The sequence below is a fragment of the Nonomuraea zeae genome (assembly GCF_005889725.1).
GTDB classification, from domain to species: Bacteria; Actinomycetota; Actinomycetes; order Streptosporangiales; family Streptosporangiaceae; genus Nonomuraea; species Nonomuraea zeae.
Map to the genome: position 1 here is coordinate 1 of NZ_VCKX01000138.1, position 20,646 is coordinate 20,646.

The 20,646-nt window shown below is 72.3% G+C and carries 23 protein-coding genes; 10 read left to right on the plus strand and 13 right to left on the minus strand.

Annotation, left to right across the window (positions count from 1 at the left end):
• Positions 1-4: 4 nt before the first annotated feature.
• From ETD85_RS35140 to ETD85_RS63495, 5 genes are all read right to left on the minus strand, one after another.
• Positions 5-739: an EI24 domain-containing protein gene (locus ETD85_RS35140; protein ID WP_170246998.1), complete on the minus strand. Its 735-nt coding sequence runs from the start codon at positions 737-739 to the stop codon at positions 5-7.
• Between the two features lie 10 nt (positions 740-749).
• Positions 750-1,331, minus strand: a complete 582-nt coding sequence (locus ETD85_RS35145; RefSeq protein ID WP_138694128.1) for a Maf family protein — start codon at positions 1,329-1,331, stop codon at positions 750-752.
• 16 nt (positions 1,332-1,347) lie between these two features.
• Positions 1,348-2,016 (minus strand): DUF937 domain-containing protein, encoded by a 669-nt coding sequence (locus ETD85_RS35150; RefSeq protein WP_170246999.1) that lies wholly within the window; start codon positions 2,014-2,016, stop codon positions 1,348-1,350.
• Positions 2,017-2,083: 67 nt separating this feature from the next.
• Positions 2,084-4,093: an ATP-dependent zinc metalloprotease FtsH gene (gene ftsH, locus ETD85_RS35155; protein ID WP_276617301.1), complete on the minus strand. Its 2,010-nt coding sequence runs from the start codon at positions 4,091-4,093 to the stop codon at positions 2,084-2,086.
• A gap of 37 nt (positions 4,094-4,130) precedes the next feature.
• Positions 4,131-4,964 (minus strand): hypothetical protein, encoded by an 834-nt coding sequence (locus tag ETD85_RS63495; protein WP_170247000.1) that lies wholly within the window; start codon positions 4,962-4,964, stop codon positions 4,131-4,133.
• Positions 4,965-5,126: 162 nt separating this feature from the next.
• On the opposite strand from ETD85_RS63495, the gene ETD85_RS35165 reads away from it, so the two are divergent.
• Positions 5,127-6,104 carry a DUF3616 domain-containing protein gene (locus ETD85_RS35165; protein ID WP_138694131.1) on the plus strand — a complete coding sequence of 326 codons (978 nt, stop codon included), beginning with the start codon at positions 5,127-5,129 and terminating at the stop codon, positions 6,102-6,104.
• A gap of 21 nt (positions 6,105-6,125) precedes the next feature.
• On the opposite strand, the gene ETD85_RS35170 is transcribed toward ETD85_RS35165, so the two are convergent.
• Positions 6,126-6,785 (minus strand): peptidyl-tRNA hydrolase, encoded by a 660-nt coding sequence (locus ETD85_RS35170; RefSeq protein ID WP_138694132.1) that lies wholly within the window; start codon positions 6,783-6,785, stop codon positions 6,126-6,128.
• A complete protein-coding gene (locus ETD85_RS35175; protein WP_138694133.1) occupies positions 6,782-8,047 on the minus strand; it encodes an MFS transporter in 1,266 nt (421 codons plus the stop codon). Before ETD85_RS35175 ends, ETD85_RS35170 begins: the two co-directional genes overlap by 4 nt.
• Before the next feature lie 71 nt (positions 8,048-8,118).
• Here ETD85_RS35175 and ETD85_RS35180 point away from each other — a divergent pair, with 71 nt between their 5' ends.
• A complete protein-coding gene (locus tag ETD85_RS35180; protein WP_138694134.1) occupies positions 8,119-9,069 on the plus strand; it encodes a GlxA family transcriptional regulator in 951 nt (316 codons plus the stop codon).
• Positions 9,070-9,247: 178 nt separating this feature from the next.
• Positions 9,248-10,069, plus strand: a complete 822-nt coding sequence (locus ETD85_RS35185; protein WP_138694135.1) for an SAM-dependent methyltransferase — start codon at positions 9,248-9,250, stop codon at positions 10,067-10,069.
• Positions 10,070-10,124: 55 nt separating this feature from the next.
• Here the strand turns inward: ETD85_RS35185 and ETD85_RS35190 are convergent, their stop codons facing one another.
• Together ETD85_RS35190 and ETD85_RS35195 are read right to left on the minus strand one after the other, a co-directional pair.
• A complete protein-coding gene (locus ETD85_RS35190) occupies positions 10,125-10,889 on the minus strand; it encodes a class II aldolase/adducin family protein (protein ID WP_138694136.1) in 765 nt (254 codons plus the stop codon).
• A 34-nt stretch (positions 10,890-10,923) separates the two neighbouring features.
• Complete coding sequence (locus ETD85_RS35195) at positions 10,924-11,391, minus strand: DUF1453 domain-containing protein (RefSeq protein ID WP_138694137.1); 468 nt, start codon at positions 11,389-11,391, stop codon at positions 10,924-10,926.
• A 38-nt stretch (positions 11,392-11,429) separates the two neighbouring features.
• Between ETD85_RS35195 and ETD85_RS35200 the strand changes: the two genes are divergently transcribed.
• Positions 11,430-12,044, plus strand: coding sequence for a TetR/AcrR family transcriptional regulator (locus ETD85_RS35200; protein ID WP_138694138.1), 615 nt, complete (start codon positions 11,430-11,432; stop codon positions 12,042-12,044).
• Here the strand turns inward: ETD85_RS35200 and ETD85_RS35205 are convergent.
• Complete coding sequence (locus ETD85_RS35205) at positions 12,003-13,469, minus strand: FAD-dependent monooxygenase (protein ID WP_138694139.1); 1,467 nt, start codon at positions 13,467-13,469, stop codon at positions 12,003-12,005. The genes ETD85_RS35200 and ETD85_RS35205 overlap by 42 nt on opposite strands.
• A 12-nt stretch (positions 13,470-13,481) precedes the next feature.
• Positions 13,482-14,093, minus strand: coding sequence for a TetR/AcrR family transcriptional regulator (locus ETD85_RS35210; protein WP_138694140.1), 612 nt, complete (start codon positions 14,091-14,093; stop codon positions 13,482-13,484).
• 97 nt (positions 14,094-14,190) lie between these two features.
• Between ETD85_RS35210 and ETD85_RS35215 the strand changes: the two genes are divergently transcribed.
• The 5 genes from ETD85_RS35215 (at position 14,191) to ETD85_RS35235 (ending at position 17,998) form a co-directional block, all read left to right on the plus strand.
• On the plus strand, positions 14,191-14,769 hold the full coding sequence (locus ETD85_RS35215; protein ID WP_138694141.1) for a CGNR zinc finger domain-containing protein: 579 nt from the start codon (positions 14,191-14,193) through the stop codon (positions 14,767-14,769).
• Positions 14,770-14,854: 85 nt separating this feature from the next.
• Complete coding sequence (locus ETD85_RS35220) at positions 14,855-15,298, plus strand: VOC family protein (protein WP_138694142.1); 444 nt, start codon at positions 14,855-14,857, stop codon at positions 15,296-15,298.
• Positions 15,298-16,176, plus strand: a complete 879-nt coding sequence (locus ETD85_RS35225; RefSeq protein ID WP_138694143.1) for a pyridoxamine 5'-phosphate oxidase family protein — start codon at positions 15,298-15,300, stop codon at positions 16,174-16,176. The genes ETD85_RS35220 and ETD85_RS35225 overlap by 1 nt, the downstream gene beginning before the upstream one ends.
• A 105-nt stretch (positions 16,177-16,281) precedes the next feature.
• Complete coding sequence (locus tag ETD85_RS35230) at positions 16,282-16,776, plus strand: SigE family RNA polymerase sigma factor (RefSeq protein ID WP_240779631.1); 495 nt, start codon at positions 16,282-16,284, stop codon at positions 16,774-16,776.
• Positions 16,769-17,998 (plus strand): hypothetical protein, encoded by a 1,230-nt coding sequence (locus tag ETD85_RS35235; RefSeq protein WP_138694145.1) that lies wholly within the window; start codon positions 16,769-16,771, stop codon positions 17,996-17,998. The genes ETD85_RS35230 and ETD85_RS35235 overlap by 8 nt, the downstream gene beginning before the upstream one ends.
• Position 17,999: 1 nt before the next feature.
• On the opposite strand, the gene ETD85_RS35240 is transcribed toward ETD85_RS35235, so the two are convergent.
• Both ETD85_RS35240 and ETD85_RS35245 read right to left on the minus strand, forming a co-directional pair.
• Positions 18,000-18,899: a bifunctional helix-turn-helix transcriptional regulator/GNAT family N-acetyltransferase gene (locus ETD85_RS35240; RefSeq protein WP_138694146.1), complete on the minus strand. Its 900-nt coding sequence runs from the start codon at positions 18,897-18,899 to the stop codon at positions 18,000-18,002.
• A 40-nt stretch (positions 18,900-18,939) separates the two neighbouring features.
• Entirely contained in the window at positions 18,940-19,215 is a 276-nt protein-coding gene (locus ETD85_RS35245; protein WP_138694147.1) for a hypothetical protein, read from the minus strand.
• Between the two features lie 181 nt (positions 19,216-19,396).
• Between ETD85_RS35245 and ETD85_RS35250 the strand changes: the two genes are divergently transcribed.
• On the plus strand, positions 19,397-20,641 hold the full coding sequence (locus tag ETD85_RS35250; RefSeq protein ID WP_138694148.1) for an erythromycin esterase family protein: 1,245 nt from the start codon (positions 19,397-19,399) through the stop codon (positions 20,639-20,641).
• Positions 20,642-20,646 lie beyond the last annotated feature (5 nt).

Sequence of the window (20,646 nt, forward strand, 5' to 3'; positions counted from 1 at the left end):
GTGGCTAAGGGGTGGGGGTCAGGCGGGTGCGTACGAGGAGGGCGGCGCCCGCGACCGCGGCCGGCATGGCGATGACCGCTACGAACGGCACCAGGAACAGCAGGAACACCACCACCCCGAACCCCAGCGCGCTGGCCTTGTTGGCGCGCAGGAGCGCGAAGCGGGCCTTGCGGGCCAGGCCGCGGCGTTCGAGTGCGATGGTGGTGAGCTCGACTGTTAGGAAAAATCCGGAAACGGCGGCGCCCAGCACCGGCACCACCGTCTGCCCCACCACCGGCACGAAGCCCAGGATGAACAGCGGGATCGTGAAGAGCAGCACGTAGAAGAGCGTCACCAGGCTGTCCCTGATCGAGCGCGGCAGAGTGCGCCACCACGGCTGCTCCTCCTCCGACGGCAGCACGTCCACCGCCGCCGACAGCCGCTCGTAGAACGGCTCCCCGATCGCCAGCGTCAGCGCGGTGAACGTCAGCACCGCCAGCGCCAGCCCGGCGAGGACCAGCGCGATCCCCACCAACGTGCGGAACAGCTCGCGCCAGCTCCACGAATCCGCGAACGGCGTCAGGAGCTCGGCCAGCTCAGCCGCGTTCGTGCCCAGGAAGATGAGCGCCACCACATAGACCGCGAACGCGATCAACGCCGGAATCAGCCCGAACAGCCACCAGCGCCCGTTCCTGGAGACCCATCCCAACCCCTGGAAGAAGAAGCCGATTCCGGACGTGAAGTCACGCAGTGATCGCATGCCCGGCAGGCTAGCGCCAGAACGACGTCACCGCGTAGCCCAGCTCCGCGAAGAGGCTGCGCAGCAGCGGCAACGAGATGCCGAGCACGTTGCCGTGGTCGCCCTCGATGCCGTCCACGAACCAGCCGCCGCGGCCCTCGATGCTGAACGCCCCGGCCAGGCCGAGCGGCTCGCCCGTGGCCACGTAGGCGGCGATCTCCTCCTCGGACGGCTGGCCGAAGTGCACCACCGTCGTCGCCACCTCCGCGACCTGCCTGCCCGCCGGCACGTCGATCACGCAGTGACCCGTGACCAGGCGGCCGGTGCGCCCCCGCAGGAGGCGCCAGCGCTCCGCGGCCTCCTCCGTCGTGGCCGGCTTGCCGTAGGGGCGCCCATCGAGCTCCAGGATCGAGTCGCAGCCGATGACCAGCCCCTCGTCCAGCTCGCTCGCCACCGCCTCGGCCTTCGCCTTGGCCAGCACCAGGCTGAGCGCCGCCGGGCTGTGGGCGGAGAACGCCTCCTCGTCGACCCCGCTGACGATCACTTTGGGGTCGAGACCGGCGGTGCGCAACGTGGCGAGGCGGGCGGGGGAAGCAGAGGCCAGAACGATCACTGCCCCAGCCTACCGGTCACCAGTCGGGGTTCGATGTCCCCGGGGCCACCTCGCGCTGATCCGACCCCCTGCGGCCGTCCGGGGCCCGGTCGCCGTCCTGGGAGCCGTCCTGTGAGCCGTCCCGGGCACTCGCGCCGGTCGGCTCGTACGGACCGCCCTGCCGCGGCACGGCGCCGCCGAAGATGCTCCCCAGCAGCCCGCCGAGCAGGTCCTCCAGCCCGCCCGGCACGGCCGACCGCTCGTTGTTCAGGTCGTCGGCCACGGCGCCGGCGTCCATGTTCCTGCTCGCCGCGCGGTCGGCGAGCAGCGACATGATCATGGGGGCGATCAGCGGCAGCAGCTTCATGATGGTCGCCGAGTTGATCCCAGCGAACTGCGACAGCCCGGCCGCCGCCTGCTCCGTCCCCTGGCCGCCCAGCACGTGGCCGAGGATGCTGTGCCCGTCACGGGTGAGCGAGGCCACGTCGCCGTTGAACGGGTCGGCGTCCACGTGGTCGTCCAGCGCCCCGCGCAGGGCGTCGGCGCCGTCCGGGTGCTCAACGTTGCGGGCCAGGCCGCCGACAATGGTGCCCGACACGGCCTCGACCACGTTGCGGGCCGTGGTCGTGTCCGTGCCGAGCATCCCGGCGATCTGCTCCAGTCCTGAGTCTCCGAGCTGGGCGAGAAGCTCGTCATTCAGTGTCACGACAGTCCCCCGATCGTTGTCCCGAAAGACGTTCCCTGACCGGGATCGAGCCATTGCCCGTATTGTCCTAGTTTTCGGAAAAACCCGCAGGATCGCCGGCTACTGGACCGGGCGCGACCGTGCCCGGAACCGCCGCGCCATGAGCTGCCTGCCCGTTCGGCGACGCCGCGTGGGCCGTCGAGCGGCTCGGCACGCCGGCCGCCGCGTACGCCCCCGCCTCGTCGAGCGTCTCGTGCTCCAGCAGGGCCGCCACGATCGCGTCCAGCTTGTCGCGGTTGTCGGTGAGGACCCGGACGGCACGCTCGTAGCACTCGTCCACGATCCGCCGCGCCTCCTCGTCCACGGTGGCGAGCGTGGCAGGCGAGGCCTGCGGCGGCTGGCCGTCGTTGGGCAGGATGGTCAGCGGGCCGACCTTCTCCGACATGCCCCAGCGCCCGACCATGCCGCGAGCGATCATGGTGACCTGCTCCAGGTCGTTCTCGGCGCCGGTGGTGATGACCCCGAACACGACCTGCTCGGCCGCCATCCCGCCGAGCGCGCCGGTGATGCGCCCGCGCAGATATTCCTCGTCGTAGGCGTACCGGTCGGTGTCGGGGGTGGACAGCGTGACGCCGAGCGCCCGGCCGCGCGGGATGATCGAGATCTTCCTGACCGGGTCGGCGCCCGGCTGGAGCATCCCGAGCAGCGCGTGCCCGGCCTCGTGGAAGGCGGTCCTGGTGCGCTCCTCCTCCGGCATCACGATGCTGCGGGCCGCGCCGAGCTGCAGCTTCTCCAGCGCGTCGGCGAAGTCGGCCATCGCGACCTTGTCCTTGCCGCGCTTGGCGGCGAGGAGCGCGGCCTCGTTGACCAGGTTCGCCAGGTCGGCGCCCGTCATGCCGGGGGTGGTCTTGGCGAGCTGGTCGAGGCTGACCGCGCCGTCCAGCGGCACGCCGCGCGTGTGCACCCGCAGGATCTCGGCACGACCGGCCGCGTCGGGCAGGCCCACCTGCACCGTACGGTCGAAGCGCCCGGGACGCAGCAGCGCCGGGTCGAGGATCTCGGGACGGTTCGTGGCCCCGATGACGATCACGCCCTCGGCGCCGGAGAAGCCGTCCATCTCGGTGAGGATCTGGTTGAGCGTCTGCTCGCGCTCGTCATGGCCGCCGATGCCGCCCGCGCCGCCGCGGGCCCGGCCGATGGCGTCGATCTCGTCGATGAAGACGATCGACGGCGCCACCTTCCGCGCCTCCTCGAACAGGTCGCGCACGCGCGAGGCGCCCACACCGACGATCATCTCGATGAACTCGGAGGCGCTGGCGGAGAAGTACGGCACCTTGGCCTCGCCCGCGACCGCCCTGGCCAGCAGCGTCTTGCCGGTGCCGGGAGGGCCCGCGAGCAGGACGCCCTTGGGCAGCTTCGCGCCGAGCCTGCGGTATTTGTCGGGGTCCTTGAGGTAGTCGACGATCTCGACGAGCTCGTTCTCGACCTCGTCGATGCCGGCGACGTCGTCGAACGTGACCCGCACCTGCCCGGCCTCGACCGGCTTGGCCGCCTTGGACTTGCCGAGGCCGCCGAGCCCGCCGCCCATCATGCTGGCGCCACGCCGCATGATCCAGATCCACAGGCCGGCGAGCAGCAGCACGGGCAGCAGCGACAGCAGCAGGTTGGAGAAGAACCCGCGGGTGATCGGCTGCGAGGTGATCTCCACCTGGCCGGTGGCGAGCTGCTGGTCGAGCTGGTCGGTGTTGGCGAAGGCCGGGATCTCGGTACGGAAGCTGGTGTAGGACTCGCTGCTCTCGGGGTTCTTCGCCGAGGTGCGCAGGTCACCCTCGACGGACAGCCCCTGGGCGTAGATCTCCTTGACGTTCTTCGCGGTCACCTGCTTGGTGAACTCGGTGTACGAGATCGTCTCGACAGATTCGCTGTCGACGAACGACGACACCACGAAGAACGCCGCGTACACGACGAGCAGGGTGACGACGAAGCGCCACCAGTTGATCTTGGGCCGGCCTCCGGGTGTGCCAGGCAGGCCTTCCGAGCGCCAGGGCGGCTTGCCCTTGCCCTTGTTCGAGGCCTGCGGCGGTCCAGAGCGTTCCACGGCGTCACTCCCCCACATCGCCGCATACATGATCTTTCTAGCCTAGAACACGCACCCCTGAGACCACGCGGCCAATGTCGCGCCACTGCTTCCTCTGCGAGTCAGGCACTGTGACGAACGCCAGGCCAGGCTTGCTCATTCCCCCGTCCACGACCGCCACAGCCGCCCGAGACGTATGTTTTCCGTATTTGACGCGATATACGAGCATCCAGCCGTTTTTTATTGGCTGGGAGGCCAGCCAGCTGATCTTGGAGCCCTTGGGGTGGTGGTTGAGCGTCCAGCGGGCGGCCAGCAGCGCCGTGTCCCGTGCCGACTTCTGCTCCATGATGGGCAGCGGGCACGTGACGAAGATCCCGCGCGAGCTCGCGCCGCGCCGCTTGGGCAGCACCTGCTTGGTGGTGAACGGCGCCGCCCCGTACGCCTTCCACGGCCGCCCGAGCCTCGGCACGGCCAGTCCCGAGCGCTGGTCCTTCATGACCCGCTTGCCCGGAGAGGGCAGGGCCATCCGCTTGACGCCGCTGGTGAGCTCGGGCACGCGCGGATCGGCGTACAGGGCCTCCATGGCCGTGTAGCCGGGGGCGAGCGTCGCGCCCGGCGACGGCTTGGGCCGCCCGGCGGAGGCGGCGGGCGTCTCCGAGACCGAGGCGGCCGGAGTCGGTGCGGAGCCGGACGCGGTCGGTGCCGGGCCGGACGCGGTCGGTGGGGGGCCGGACGCGGTCGGTGCGGGGCCGGACGCGGACGGTGCGGCCGGCGGCGCGGTTACCGGCCCCGCCGCGACCACGTCCGGCCCTGACGGGAGCACCACGACCAGCGCCACAGCCACGGCCGCGACACCGGCGACCGCGGCGAGCCCCCGATACACCACCCGCATGCGGATGTCCCCGATGCGGGAGCGTCTGGGGGGAGAAACAGGGGTTCCCGGCTTGGGCGCGGTTCTCACTCCGGAACCCTTGATCACATCTTCCCCATCGAGCACGACGGGAGCGTACGACATATCCCGCCATCGCGCCCATGATGCTACCGAAGTGCAATCATGGCTTCCGTGGAACAGGTTGAGCTGCGTTTCGACCACGCATCGCGAGCGTCAGAGACACATACGAACCTTTCGGCGATCCGCCAGAGCTCCGCCGGGCTGTGGGTGGCCGGCGACGAGACGGCGACGTTCGAGCATCTGACGTGGACCGGCGACCACTTCGGCGACCAGCGCACGTTCCTGCTGGCAGACCACGTCAACCTGCCCGCGGACCCTGAGGACGAGGCCGACATCGAGGGCCTGGCCCGCGCCGACGGCCATCTCTGGCTGGTCGGCTCGCACAGTCTCAAGCGCAAGAAGGTCAAGTCGAAGGACCCGGAGAAGGCCGCGGACCGCCTGGCCACGGTGATCAGGGAGGAGAACCGCTTCATCCTGGCCCGCCTGCCGCTGGACCCCGTCACCGAGGTGCCCGGCGCTGGAACGATCCTGTCCGGCGCGCAGAACGTCGCCGCGCACCTGAGCGACGACCGGCATCTCGCGCCGTTCCTGGCGCTGCCCGGCAAGGACAACGGCCTGGACATCGAGGGCATCGCCGTCACGTCCGACCGCGTCTACCTGGGGCTGCGCGGGCCCGTGCTGCGCGGCTGGGCCCTGATCCTGGAGCTGCGGCTGGAGGAGGCGGGCAAGGGGCGGCTGCGGCTGCGGGAGCCGTACCGCAAGCATTTCCTGGACCTGAACGGGCTCGGCGTGCGGGACCTGTGCCCGGACGGCGACGCGCTGCTGGTGCTCGCCGGGCCGACGATGGACCTCGACGGGCCGGTACGTCTGGTGCGCTGGCGGCCCGGCCGGTCGCGCCGCTCGGTCGTCTCCGATGGCGAGCTGGACAAGGTGCTGGAGCTGCCCTACGGCGTGCGCTGCGACCACCCGGAAGGAGTGGCGCGGCTCGGCGACGGCCGGCTCATCGTCGTCTACGACAGCCCGTCACCCGCGCGGATCACCCCGGCGGGCGGCGTCCTCGCCGACGTGTTCACGATCTGACGGCGCGGCAGACGCCGGGGGTCAGCGTCTGGTCACGCGGCCCAGGAGCCAGGGCGCGTCCGCGACGAACGTGCACGAGCCCGGCTCGATCTCGGTGAACCCGGCGTCGCGCACCACGGGCAGCCCGGAGGCCACCATGGCGTCGAAGTCGTCCTGGCCGGCGGCCGTGCGCACGGACACCGCCAGGCCGGCCGCCCGCCAGGCCGCCCGCTCGCCCTCGTCGCTGGCCCACCAGGCCAGCTGGGCGGCGTGCCCGGCCTGCGCCATGGCCTTGCCCGCCGACATCTCCAGCTTCGGGTTGCCCCACAGAACCGGTCGTACGGGATCCGCCGGCGGCTCGGCGTCCGTCAGCTCCGTGCCCGACACCTGCAACCGCGCCAGGTCCCTGGGCCAGTCGTCCAGCGGCACGGGCGGGTGCACGCGCACCTCGGCCGTACGGTGCTCGATCGTGCGGCCGGGCAGCGCGAGCGCCCTGCGCCACTCGGCCCCTCTCGCCCGGCGGACGACCTTGCGGATCTTGCCGGTGGACTGCCAGGCGTGCAGCTCGGCGGCCCACTCCCCCGGGTCGTCCAGCAGGCTCAGCACGGCCATGGCGGCGGCCTCCAGCGCGTCGGTGCGCTCGGGAGGGGCGGCTCTCTCGATCCTGACGACCAGGGGCAGGACATACAGCTCGGCGTTCATCGCCCTCTAGCATGCCCGATCGCCAGTGACATGCCCGCGGCGACCAGGCAGAGCGCGCCCGCGCCGTACCAGGCGAGGTCGTAGGCGCCCAGGTGGTCGCGGGTGAGACCGGCGCCGACGGCGGCGAACGCGGCCCCGACCTGGTGCGAGCCGAACACCCAGCCGAACACGACGGCCCCGTCGGCCCCGTAGATGCGCCGGCACAGCGCCACCGTGGGCGGCACGGTCGCGACCCAGTCGAGGCCGTAGAACACGATGAAGATCAGCATGCTGGGCTCGGTCGTCGCCGCGAACAGGCTGGGCAGCACCATCAGCGAGAGCCCGCGCAGCCCGTAGTAGACGCCGAGCAGCACCTTGGGGTTCATCTTGTCGCTGAGCCAGCCGGAGGCGATCGTGCCCGCGATGTCGAAGATCCCGATGACCGCCAGCAGCCCGGCCGCGACCGGCTCGGCCATGCCGTGGTCGTGCGCGGCCGGGATGAAGTGGGTGCCGACGAGCCCGTTGGTGCTGGCCCCGCAGATCGCGAAACCCCCTGCGAGCAGCCAGAACGGCCGCGTCCGCGCGGCCCGGCCGAGCACGGTGACCGCTCTGACCGCCGCGTTCACCTTGCCAGGTTCGGTACGCACCGCGCCCGGCTCCGCGCCGAGCGCCGTGGTGCCGACGTCCTCCGGCCGGTCGCGCAGCAGCCACCACACGAACGGCGCCACGGCCAGCGCCGCCGCCGCCACGGTCAGCGAGGCGAAGCGCCATCCCGGCCCCTCCGCGAGCTGGGCGAGCACGGGCAGGAAGATGAGCTGCCCGGTGGCGCCACCGGCGGTGAGCACGCCGGTCACCAGGCCGCGGTGCCGCACGAACCAGCGGTCCACCACCGTCGCGGCGAACACCAGCGCCATCGACCCCGTCCCGAGCCCCACCAGCACGCCCCAGAACAGCAGGAGCTGCCAGCTCGCCGTCATCAGCACGGTGAGCCCGCTCCCCGCGGCGATCAGCAGCAACGCGATCGCGACCACCCGGCGCATCCCGAAGCGGTCCATCAGGGCCGCGGCGAAAGGCGCGGTCAGGCCGTAGAGCACCAGGTTGATCGACACGGCCAGCGAGATCGTGCCGGCCGACCAGCCGAACTCCTCGTGCAGCGGGGTGATCAGCACGCCGGGGGTCGCGCGGAACCCGGCGGCGCCCAGGATCGCCACGAAGGCGACGGCGGCCACGAACCAGGCCCGGTGCAGGCCGTGGCGGGTCGGCGCAGGGGTGCTCACAGTCATGCGCCAATCCTGATTTATCCATCTCATCCGTCACGAGTGGCCGGATAGCCAATATGTGAAAGAATCTGGCCATGGTGCATCGGATCGCGGTCGTGGTGCTCAACCACTTCGCCCCGCTCGACCTCGGCGTGCCCGGCCAGGTGTTCTGGGCGGCGGAGACGCGGGACGGCGAGAAGCTGTACGAGGTGGTGACCTGCTCCGAGGGCCGCGTGCCGGTCCGCTGCTCGGCCGGCTACAGCGTGCTGCCCGACCACGATCTCGACGTGCTCGACACGGCCGACACGGTGCTGGTGCCGGGCATCCACGCGGGCCGGGCGATGCGCGATGGCACGATCTCGGCCACGCTACGCGACGCGCTGCAGGGCCGGCCGCGCACGATGTCGATCTGCACGGGCTCGTACGTGCTGGCGGCGGCCGGGCTGCTCGACGGCCGCCCGGCCACCACGCACTGGCGGGAGGCGGCCCGGTTCGCCGCGCTGTTCCCGCAGGTGAAGCTGGATCCCGACGTGCTGTTCGTGGACGACGGCGACGTGCTGACCTCCGCGGGGGTGGCGGCGGGGATGGACCTGTGCCTGCACGTGATCAGGCGCGACCACGGCAGCGAGGTGGCCAACCGCACCGCCCGCCGCTGCGTCATGCCGCCCTGGCGGGACGGCGGCCAGGCCCAGTACATCGACCGGCACCTGCCGGACGTCTCCGGCGGGGGCACCGCGGCCACCCGCGACTGGATGCTCGCCCACCTCGACACCCCGCTCGACCTGAGCCTGCTGGCCGAGCACGCCAGGATGAGCGTGCGGACGTTCACCAGGCGGTTCAGGGAGGAGACCGGGGTGAGCCCGGCCAGGTGGCTCACGGGGCAGCGGGTGCAGCACGCCCGGCACCTGCTGGAGACCACGGATCTCGGCGTGGAGGAGGTGGCCAGGCAGGCCGGGTTCGGCACCGCGGTCTCACTCCGCCAGCATCTGCACGCGGCGGTGGGGGTGGCGCCGCTGGCCTACCGCCACACGTTCCGCCGCGCCTGAGCCGCCCTGGGCCACTTCGAGCCACTCGGAGCCGCCCCGAGCCCGTCCAGAGAGCGCCCTGGGCGCGGAACGCGGCCTTCGTCGCAGGCTTGGGCCCGCTGGGCGCATGCGGATTGTGGCATTCACCACGTTTCCGCCTAGAATCGGCGCCAAACGATCACAGTGAAGGGGTCGTCACATGGCCGAGGCGGACCGCGTACCCGCCGGGATCAACCCGAACGTGCCCAGCGTCGCCCGCATGTACGACTACTACCTCGGCGGCCGGGACAACTTCGCGTCCGACCGGGAGGCGGCCGAGAAGATGATCGAGATCGGCCGCAGGCTCGGCAACGACGCCCGCCAGATCGCCCTGGCCAACCGCGGCTTCCTCGGCCGGGCGGTGCGCCTGATCGCCGAGGCCGGGGTGCGCCAGTTCATCGACATCGGCGCGGGCCTGCCCACCCAGGACAACGTCCACCAGGTGGCCGGCCGGCACTCCCCCGGCTCCCGCGTCGTCTACGTGGACAACGACCCGATCGTCCTGACGCACGCCCGCGCGCTGCTGGCCAGGGACCACGACGTGCTGGCGATGGAGGGCGACCTCAAGGACCCCGACGCGATCCTGGACGACCCGCGCGTCGCCGAGCACCTGGACCTCACCCAGCCGTACGCGATCCTGCTCGTGGCGGTGCTGCACTTCATCCCGGACGACGAGGAGGCGGCCAGGATCGCCGCCCGCGTGCGCGAGCGGCTGCGTCCCGGCGGCTATCTGGTGCTGTCGCACCTGTACACGGGCAACGCGACGGAGGACGCCACCGTCAAGGGCAAGCAGGTCTACTCGAGCACCACCTCCGGCGGGGTGGCCGGCCGCGGCTACGACGAGATCGCCGGCCTCTTCGGCGGCCTGGAGCTGCTCGGCCCCGGCATCGTCCCGGTCGCGGACTGGACGCCCGACGCCTCCCCCGACGGCTCGTACGACTTCGTCAAGTCGGGCATCCTCGCCGGAGTCGGCCGGGTCTGAGCGCCCTGCGGCCGGGCCTGCGCGCCCGGCCGGCGGGCCTGCGCCCGGCGGGCGGCTATTCGAACAGGTCGGGCTGCTCGCGCACGATCTGGTCGTGCAGCGGCTGGTAGTTGATCCACCCGACCAGGTCGTTGCCGATCTGCTGGTGGGTGAGCGCGGCGTTGGCCGGCTCGATGGGCACGACCTGGCCCGCCGCCTTGGCGACGAGCTGGACCTGGGCCGAGCGCTCCATGGTGATGAACCACCAGGCGGCCGCGTCCACGGTGTCGCCGACGGTCAGCAGGCCGTGGTTCCTGAGCACGACGGCCTTGTTACCGCCCAGCGCGGCGGCGATCCGCTTGCCCTCCTCCAGGTCGGTCACCACCCCCGTGTAGTCGTCGAACAGCGCGTTGTCCTGGTAGAACGCGCACGCGTCCTGGGTGATGGGCTCGATGACCTGGCCCAGCGCCGACAGCGCGCGGCCGTAGACGGAGTGGCTGTGCGCGGCGGCGACCACGCCCGGCCTGGCCTGGTGCACCTGGGAGTGGATGGCGAACGCGGCCTCGTTGACCGGGTAGCGGCCCTCGACGACCTGGCCCGCGTGGTCGACCAGGATGAGGTCGCTGACCCGGATGTGCTTGAACGACATGCCGAACGGGTTGACCCAGAAGTGGTCGGTCAGCTCGGGGTCGCGGGCGGTGATGTGCCCGGCCACGCCCTCCTCGAAGCCCAGCTTGCCGAAGACGCGCAGCGCCGCGGCCAGCCGCTCCTTGCGGTGCCGCCGCTCCTCCTCGACCGTCTCGAACGTCGGTGGCAGGCGGAAGATGAGGTTCTCCGGCATGACTTTCCCTCCAGAACAGGATTCTGCTGGCAGGTTAACGCCTGCCGGGCGCGAACGGCACGCCCGCCGCACGCGATCTGAGCAGGATCACCAGCGCCTCCCCGAGCAGGCCGACGCCGATCGACAGCGGCACGGACCTGGCCTCGGCGTGCATGCCGGTCGCGACCGCCAGCGCTCCCACGCCGAAGCTCATGACGAAGGTGACCACCCAGACCACCAGCGTCTTCCAGGTGTAGCGCTGCCACAGGACCCCGTCCCGGCGGTACACGACCGTGGTGCCGGCCCTGAGCGCCCCGAAGCCGACGCCGAGCACGGTGGTGACGGCGAGCCAGCCGGCGTCCAGCGCCGACAGGTCGATCCCGGCCAGGCCGTGGACCCCGATCCCGGCCAGGATGACCGGCGGCACGTAGACGTCCTTGGCGACGAGTGGCTGGCCGGCGAAGCGCCTGGCCACGACGTAGGCGACCGCGCCGACGATGAGCAGTATTTGTAGCACGTCCATGCTAAATAAATTAGCAGGGCCGTGCTATAAAGGACAACATGCCAAAGGTGGTCGATCCGGAAGCCCGCAGGGACGAGGTCGTGGACGCGGTGTTCCGCGTGGTCCGGCGCGCGGGCTTCGAGCAGGCGTCCCTGCGCAACGTGGCGGAGGAGGCGGGGCTGGCCATCGGCTCGATCAGGCACTATTTCGCCGGCCACACCGACCTGATGGTGTTCGCGATGCGCGCCTCGATCGACCGGGTCGGCGCGCGGATCCTGGAGCGGGTCGGCCCGCTGCTGGCCGCGACGGATCACGGCGAGCGGGCCGAGGGCGTCGAGGCGATGCTGGCCGAGCTGCTGCCCCTCGACGAGCGGCGCAGGGAGGAGGCGACGGTCTGGCTGGCGTTCACGACCGCCGCGCGCACCCGTCCCGAGCTCCAGCCGCTGGCGCGCGAGGCGTACGACGGGATGCGCCGGCTGGTCCGGCGCATCGTGGAAGGCGTCGCCCGGCACCGGCGGCTGCCCGGTGAGCCCGCGGTGGAGACCGAGCGGCTGTGCGCGCTGATCGACGGGCTCACCGTCGAAGGCGTGCTCCACCCCGAGAGGATGACGCCGGAGCTGATGGCCGCGGTGCTACGCCGGCACCTCGAGACTCTCGCGGAACCACGTCTCTAGCGCCTGCTCCAGCGACTTGTCCGGCGTGCCGCCCGCCCAGGCCACGTAGCCGTCAGGGCGTACGAGCACGCAGTCGGGCCCTTCCGAGGGCACCACGTCCACGCGGCCGTGCCGGACGCGCAGGCCGCCCGTCGCGTCGAGCAGCATCGGCCTGGCCCGGGAGGCGGACTCGGCGGGCAGCTCGGCCAGGAAGTGGCCGAGCAGGGGGTGCGGCGGCGCGGGCATCGGGTAGGCCAGGTCGGACCCGGCCATGAGCGCGGCGATGCGGCCGCGGGTGACCTCGTCGCCCAGCAGCTCGCCGAACAGCTCGCGCAGCGCGGTGACCGCGGGCCCGGGGGCGCTCAGCGCGAGCTGGGCCTGGGTGTGCATGGCGACCCGCAGTGCGGCCGGGCGGCGCTCGGCGTCATAGGTGTCGAGCAGCCCGGGCGGCGCCCATCCGCGGATCTCGGCGGCCAGCTTCCAGGCCAGGTTGACGGCGTCCTGAAGGCCCAGGTTGAGGCCGGGCGCGCCCATCGCGGAGTGGACGTGCGCGGCGTCCCCCGCCACGAACACCCGGCCGTCGCGGTAGCTCGCGGCGACCCTGGTGTCACGGCCGTTCAGCCGCCTGAGCATGTGCGGGCCGGGACCGGCGGGCGAGGCGAGCGGCACCTCCTTGCCGTGGACGCGGGCGAGGCTCTGGCTCAGCTCCTCGACGGTCATCGGCACGTCGTCGCCCGGCGCGGGCACGTCCCACTCGATCGTGCCGACGGTCAGCACCCCCGGGGAGACCGGCAGCAGCGCGTACGCCCCCCGCTCGGTCCGGTGCCAGGCGTAGAGCCCGAACGTCCCCACCCCCGGCACCTCCATCTCGGCCCGCTCGGTCCTGATGACCGCGCCGGGCACGGTGACGTGGGCGATGCGGCTGACGATGTCGGCCGAGCTGACGCCGGGGAAGGCGATGCCGGCGTGCTTCCTGACCAGGCTGTGCGCGCCGTCGCAGCCGGCCAGGTAGCGGGTGCGCAGCCGGTAGGGCCCGCCGGGACCGGTCAGCTCCAGCGTGACGCCGTCGGCGTCCTGGGTGAAGCCGGCGAGCTCGTGCCCGCGCCTGATCTCCACGCCCAGCTCCAGCGCCCGCGACTCGAACAGCTCCTCCAGCGCGGGCTGCTTGATCCCCATCCCGTAGAGCGGGTTGGGGTCGAGCTCGACCAGGTCCAGCACCATCGCGCCGAACGTGAACACCGGCATGGGCACGTCCTGGTCGGACAGCCCCCGCTGGTGCAGCAGGCGGACGACCTGGCCGACGATCCCGTTGGCCTTGGGCTGGTCGCTGCGCTCCGGCAGGCGTTCGACCACGATCGGCCGCACTCCGGCCAGGCTCAGCTCGCAGGCCAGCAGCAGCCCGTTGGGGCCGCCGCCGGCGATGACGACGTCCGCGGTTGTGTCCATGAGGTCTTCTCCTCAGATGGAAGGGGTGGGCAGTCCCGCGGCCAGCGCGCGCAGGGACTCGCGCAGGAGCGGCAGGAGCGGGACCGGTGGATCGGAACGCATCCAGTGACTGACGGCCGCCTGCACGGCGGCCGTGGCGGTGACGGTGACCAGATGGGGATAGAGGTCCTGGGCGGCGTCGGTGCCGGTGCGCTCGGCGACGGCCGCGACCAGCTCCCTTTCGGCCGTGAACGCCACCCGCAGCGACTCCGCCCGCAGGGCCGGCTCGTCGCCCAGCATCCGGATGCCGGCCAGCAGCTCGGGATCGGGAGCCTGGTCGCCCGTGCGGGCGTGCTGCTCCCACGGCGCCACCATGGCCTCCGTCAGCGCCTCCCAGAAGGGCTCGCCGGGCGGCCGGGCCCGCAGCGCCGCGGCGGTGCCCAGGATGCGATCGGTGTGGCGGGCGGTGATCGCCTCGTATTTGCCGGCGAAGTAGTTGTTGAACGTCCTGGGCGAGACCCCGACCTCGGCGGCGATGTCCTCCACCCGCACGTTTTCCAGCCCGTGCCGCAGGGCCAGCCGGAGCGCGGCCGTCATCAGCGCCTCGCGCGTGGCCTGCTTCTTCCGCTCTCTCAGCCCGCTCATGACGTCAGCGTACAAGAAATTGCGGGGTCAGCAAGTTTTCTGGCCACGCAATTTTTACTTAACGGGTCCAGGCACGCGTAGGCGTTAGATTGAGGGAATGTCCTTCCTGAGCCTCGAGTTCGTCAGCACGGTCAGGGCCGATCGGTCCGGACTGATCGACACCCTGTCCGACGCCGACGGCCTGACCGCGTGGGCCAGAGATCACGCGGCCGAGCTCGGCCTGGATCCCGGCTTCAGCGCCACCGAAGAGTCGCGCCAGGAGACGGTGCGCCTGCGGCTGGCCGTGCGGGCGCTGTTCGCCAGGGCCGTGGCCCCCGGCCCGCCGAGCCGCGCGGACGCCGCCGACCTGCCGGGGTTCGAGGAGGCTCTGGCGCTGGTCAACGCGACCGCGCTGGCCGCGCCCACCGCACCGGCCCTGTCCTGGGACGGGGAGGCGGAGCCCGAGCTGCACACCGTGCCCGCCGTCCCGGCCGACGCGTCCGCGCGGCTGCGCGCCCGGCTCGCCGCCGCGGCCATGGAGCTCCTCGCGAGCCCCGACCGGGCCCTGCTGCGCACCTGCCAGGCACCGCGCTGCGTGCTCTATTTCATCAGGGAGCACCCGCGCCAGGAGTGGTGCTCGACGGCGTGCGGCAACCGCGCCAGGGCGGCCAGGCACTACCGGGAGCACAAGAAGTGACCCTTTTCTAACGCCAAGGACTCAGGTTTGCCGTTATATTGATTCTAACGGCGAATCAGCCATTCATCCGTTAGAGGAGTGCGGCATGACCTTCCAGACCGGGCACATCGGGCTCAACGTCACCGATCTCGGCAAGTCCACGGAGTTCTACCGGCGCGTCTTCGGGTTCACCGTCGCGGGCGAGTCGCAGGAGGAGGGCCGGAGGTACGCGTTCCTGACCCAGGACGGCACGCTGGTGCTGACGCTCTGGCAGCAGAGCGAGGGCCGCTTCGCCACCGCCCTGCCGGGGCTGCACCACCTGTCCTTCCAGGTGGCCGACCTGGAAGCGGTGCGGCGGGCCGAGGCCGTCGTCAGGGAGATCGGCGCGACCCTCCACCACGACGGCGTCGTGCCGCACGGCGAGGGCGCCACGTCGGGCGGCGTGTTCTTCGAGGACCCCGACGGCATCCGGCTGGAGATCTTCGCCCCGGACGGCGCCGGCGACCGCTCCGCGCCCACCTCAGGCGCGCCGACCTGCGGGTTCTTCTAATGAGACATCCGGGAGAGGTCGCCGTCCAGCGGCGCGCGGGCGTGCGCGCGGAGGATCACGGCAGCTCGCGCACCCGGCCGGAGATCCCCGACGTGGCGGCCGAGTTCCTGCGCGGGCAGCGGCTGCTGGTCGCGGGGGCGGCCGACGATCTCGGCCGGGTCTGGGCCGGGCTGCTCACGGGGCCGGCGGGGTTCGCCGCGCCGCAGGACGACCGCACGATCGTGGTGTCCGCCCTGCCCGCGGAGCCCGATCCGCTGCACGGGCTGTTCACCGCGGAACGCGACATCGGCCTGCTGGCCATCGAGCCGCACACGCGGCGCAGGATGCGGGTGAACGGCACCGCCGTACAGGCCGGTGACAGCCTGGTCGTGTGGACCGAGCAGGTCTACTCCAACTGCCCGAAGTACATCCAGACTCGCGAGCCCACCTCCGTCCCCGGCACCCCCGCGGGGCTGGGACGGGGCACCGCGCTGACGGATCGGCACGTCGCGTGGATCGAGGAGGCGGACACGTTCTTCATCGCCACCCGCGCCGAGGGGCTGGGGGCTGACGTGTCGCACCGGGGCGGCAACCCCGGGTTCGTCCAGGTCACGGGGCCGGGCTCGCTGGTGTTCCCCGACTACACGGGCAACTCGATGTACATGACGCTGGGCAACCTGGAGCTGGACCCGGCGGCCGGGCTGCTGTTCGTGGACTGGGCGCGCGGGGAGACGCTGCAGCTCACCGGGCGGGCACGGGTGGAGTGGGGGGAGCAGCGGGTGGTGCGGTTCGACGTGGACGAGTACGCGCACCTCGCCGGGACCGTGTCGGCCGGCTGGACCGCACCCGGCTATCACCGCTTCAACCCCGCGGTCGAGCCCGCGCGGGCAGGCGGGTAGGGCCCCGTTCGGGGACGGCCCCTCAGGGACGCCGATCACCGGGATTTCCGGCCGGATGCTCAACCATCCGGCCGGTTCCTGTGTCCTTGGGGGGCGGAGGTGCGAGTGAACGACCCGACGTTCGAGAGTTTCGCGGCGCAGCGGCTGCCGGCGCTCTACCGCTACGCCCTGGTCCTGACCCAGAACCGGCACGACGCCGAGGACCTGGTGCAGGAGGCGCTCACCCGTACCGGCCTGCGCTGGCACGCGATCAGGCGCAAGGACGACCCGGAGGGGTACGTCCGCACGGCCATGGTCCGGATCATGGCCAACCGCTGGCGGCGGCCGAAGCGCGAGGTGTTCGTGGCCAGCCCTCCCGAGCCGGCGACGGCGGACCTGGGGCTGGAGCGCCTGCTGGACGACGACGGCATCAGGTCCAGGGTCGCCGGTCTGCCGCCGCGCATGCGGGCCGTACTGGTGCTGCGTTACGTCGAGGAGCGCAGTGACGAGGAGATCGCCCGGCTGCTCGGCTGCAGCCGCGGAACCGTCAAGAGCCAGGCGTCGCGGGGGCTGGCCCGGCTGCGCGCGGCCGTCAGGAACGAGGAGGTCGGTCATGGATGACCTGGAGCGCCGTCTCGGCGCGCTGCTCAGCGACCCGCCCGGGGGCGAGGTGCCGCCGGAGCTGGCCGGCCGGATCCGCCGGGCGGTGGCCGCCCGCCGCAGGAGCCGCCGCGCGATCGGCCTGGCCGCCGCGGCCTGCGCGGCGGCAGTCGTGGTGGCCGTGCCGCTGGCCGTACGCACGGGGAACGCCGACCCCGCCACGACGGCGAACCTGAGCCCGACCGCCGCGCCCACCGAGGCGAGGCCTCGGCCCAGCATGCCCGCACCGGCCGTGACCGTCACCGTGACGGGCGGGACGATCATCGCCGGCTCCGCCAGTGTCCGCTTCGAGGAGATGCTGCGCGGTCTCATGACCGTGTCGGACCTCGTCGAGATCGACGCGCGCACCGCGTCCGGCGAGCCGTTCGTCCCGGCCACGCTCGGCAGGGACGGCACGGTCCTGGGCACGACGCCCGGCGGCCAGGTGGCCGAGGCGGGCCCGGACGGCGGCGCGCCCAAGGAGCTCGGCATCTCGGCCCGGTCGGGGCTGGGGAGCGATGCCGCCTTCCGCACGTGGACGCAGCGCGACGGCTCCGCCGCCGGCCAGCGCTGCCGCGCGGCGGACGGGACCACGCACACGGTCAGCCCGCAGGGCGCCGACCCCGGGGCCCCCGTCTGGGTGGACGGCGGTGTGATCGTCGGCAGCGACGTCATGCGCCGGCCCTGGATGGCCAAGGGCTGCTCGGGCCCCGGCACGGTCGTCGGCGGCGCGGGCCCGCTGACCGGGGACGCAGTGGCCTTCTCCTACCCCTACCTGTTCACCACCGAGCCGGCCAACGACAAGGTGCTGCGGGTGATCGACGTCGAGCGGGGATCGGTGGCGGCCGAGCATCCGCTGCCGGAAGGGGTCCTGCCGCACTCGATGGGCGAGCCCGACCAGAAGTGGTACGCCGCGGCGTCCGGGCAGCGCTTCGCCTGGGTCGCCGGGAACATGCTGCGCTGGGTGCCGAGGGACACCTGGGGGCCGGCGTCCACCTTGGGGAGCGTCCCGCCGCCGGACAAGGGCGTCACGCCGTGGCTGACGGCGGGCAACCGGCTCATCACCTACAACGCCGGAGGCACCTCGATCCTGTTCGATCCGGTGACCGGGCAGCGACGCAAGAACCCGGAGGTGATGCTCGCGGCGGGCGACTGGCTGCTCTGGAAGCACGACGACCGCTACCGCCTGGCCAGGGTGCGGTGACCTACGCCCCGGGCGGCAGGCGCTTTTCGAACCAGTGGTGCGCGTACGGCTCGTCGCTGAACGCCGCCACCTCCCGGTAGCCGGCCGCCCGGTAGAGGGCGATGGCCTCGGTGAGCGCCCTGTTCGTCTCCAGCCGCAGCGTGCGCACGCCCGCCCCGGCCGCCCGCGCCTCGACCTCATCGAGCAGCCGCCGGCCCAGGCCGAGCCCGCGGACCGCCTGGTCCACCCACATCCGCTTGATCTCCGCGACCGAGCCGCCGGCGGGCCGCTTCAGCGCCACGCACCCGACCGGCTCGGCCTGGAGCACGGCGACCAGCAGCAGGCCGGCGGGCGGCCGGAGCTCCTGGTCGCCGGCGGAGATGCTGCGCGCGGGGTCGAAGCCGCCCTCGAACCGGCCGGCCAGCTCGGCGACGTAGGCCCTGACGCAGTGCCGGGCGCTGGGGTGGCGGGGGTCGAGGGCGTCGATCGTGACCATGGAGGCGAGCAGCAGGCGTTCGACCTCGGACATGGCGCTCACCAGCCGCTCGCGCTGGCTGCCGGACAGCGGCCGGAGCATCGACACGGCCGCCGCGTCGGACCTGCGGTCCAGCTCCGCACGCTCGGCCGCGCCCGCCGGGGTGAGCCGGGCGGTGCGCACCCGGCCGTCGGGGCCGCCGCCGTCCACGACGACCAGGCCGTCCGACTCCAGTGACCGCAGCAGCCTGCTCAGATAGCCCGAGTCGAGCTCCAGCCGAGCCCGCAGCGCGCGCACCTCGCGGCCTTCCGCGCCGATCTCCCAGAGCACCCGCGCCTGCCCGAGCGGCCGGTCCCTGGCCAGGAACCGGTCGTTGAGCACGCCGATGCGCTGGGTCACGGTCCGCTGGAACCGGCGCACCCGCTCGATCTCCTTGGCGTCCATCATCTGACCTTAGTCAGACAACGCGGGCCGTGACCAGCCTTCTTCACAGCAGCGGATCCGCGACGGGGACCATGCTGTAGTCCTCCCCGGCCACCGGCCTGATGTCCTGCCAGTGCACCCATCGCGCGCCGCCCTGGTGCTCGGCGCGCTCGCCCGCGTGCCGTGTCCGCGGCGGCCACAGCAGGAAGCCCCACCGCGCGCCGGCCGCGTCGTCACCCCAGGCCAGCAGGTAGCGCGCCTCGCCGGCGCGGATCGCCGCGGCGTGCTCCACGATCGGCGGCCGCCAGAGCTCGGGCAGTTCCTCAGGGTTGAGATCCATCTCCCCATTATACGAACACACGTTCTATGGCGCCAGGACGACACGCGCAGCGGGACGAGAGTACCGCCTATTGAGGGTTTCGACCATCCTGCCACGATCGATGCGGAAAAAGCTTCAACGGGCGGTTCAACGATACGGTTGAAGGCATACCTCGTTGCGCCGAAGAGAGCAGGAGTTCCTCATGGCCGACATCCCCTCGTTGAAGGACGCCGCCCTGGCCCTGTCCGGCGACCCGGGTGCGGCGGTCGAGCGGCTGCTCCGCACGCTCCCGGCCCGCCCCCGCCTGCTCGGCCTGGGCGAGGCCACGCACGGCCAAGGAGCGCTGGAGGAGCTGCGCAACCAGATCTTCCGCCATCTGGTGGAGCACGCGGGCTACCGGTCGTTCGCGCTGGAGAGCGACTGCCTCTCCGGCCTGATCGTGGACGATTACGTCACCGAGGGCAAGGGCACCCTCGACGACGTCATGCGGCACGGCTTCAGCCACGGACTCGGCGAGTCACCGGCCAACCGCGCCCTGGTGAGCTGGATGCGCGAGCACAACAGCACCAGCCCGGCGGCGGACCGGCTGCGGTTCTTCGGCTTCGACGCGCCGCTGGAGATGATGAGCGCCGCCAGCCCGCGCCAGGCGCTCACCGCGCTCCACGCCTATCTCGCCGCCCACGTGGACGCGAGCCTGCTCCCCTGCACCGCCGAGAGCCTCGGCGAGCTGCTCGGCCCCGACGAGCCCTGGACCAACACCGCCGCGGCCATGGACCCCGCCCAGTCCGTCGGCGGCTCCGCCGCGGCCGTCCGGCTGCGGCTCGTCGCCGACGAGCTCCAGGCCCTGCTCGCGGCCGAGTCGCCGCGCCTGGTCCCCGCCACCTCGCGGGAGGAGTGGTGGCGGGCGAACCTGTACGGGCGCACTGCCACCGGCCTGCTGCGCTATCACGCGGGCGTGGCCGAGCCGTCCCCGAGCCGGGTGGCCAGGCTCCTGGGCGTCCGCGACACGATGATGGCCGACAACCTCAGCGCCATCGCGGGCGGCCAGGCGGCCCCGGCGCTCGTCTACGCCCACAACCGGCACCTCCAGCGGGACAAGAGCGAATGGCAGCTGCTCGACCTGGCGCTGGAGTGGTGGAGCGCCGGCGCGATCATGGACGTCCGGCTGGGCGAGGAGTACGCGTTCGTCGCCTCGGCCCTGGGCTCGGTGCCGCACCGGGGGCTCGGCGCTCCGGACGGCGACACCATCGAGGGAGTCCTGGCCACCCTGCCCGGCGACGCCTACGTCATCGACTCGGCGGCGCTGACCGCCGCGCTCGGCGACACGGTCGCAGGCCTGGTCCCGCGCACGGAGACCACGTCCGACCACGGCTATTTCGCGCTGCACCCCGGCGCGCTCGGCAGGACCGACGGCCTGCTGTTCATCAAGGAAGTCCCCGCCAGGTGAGATCA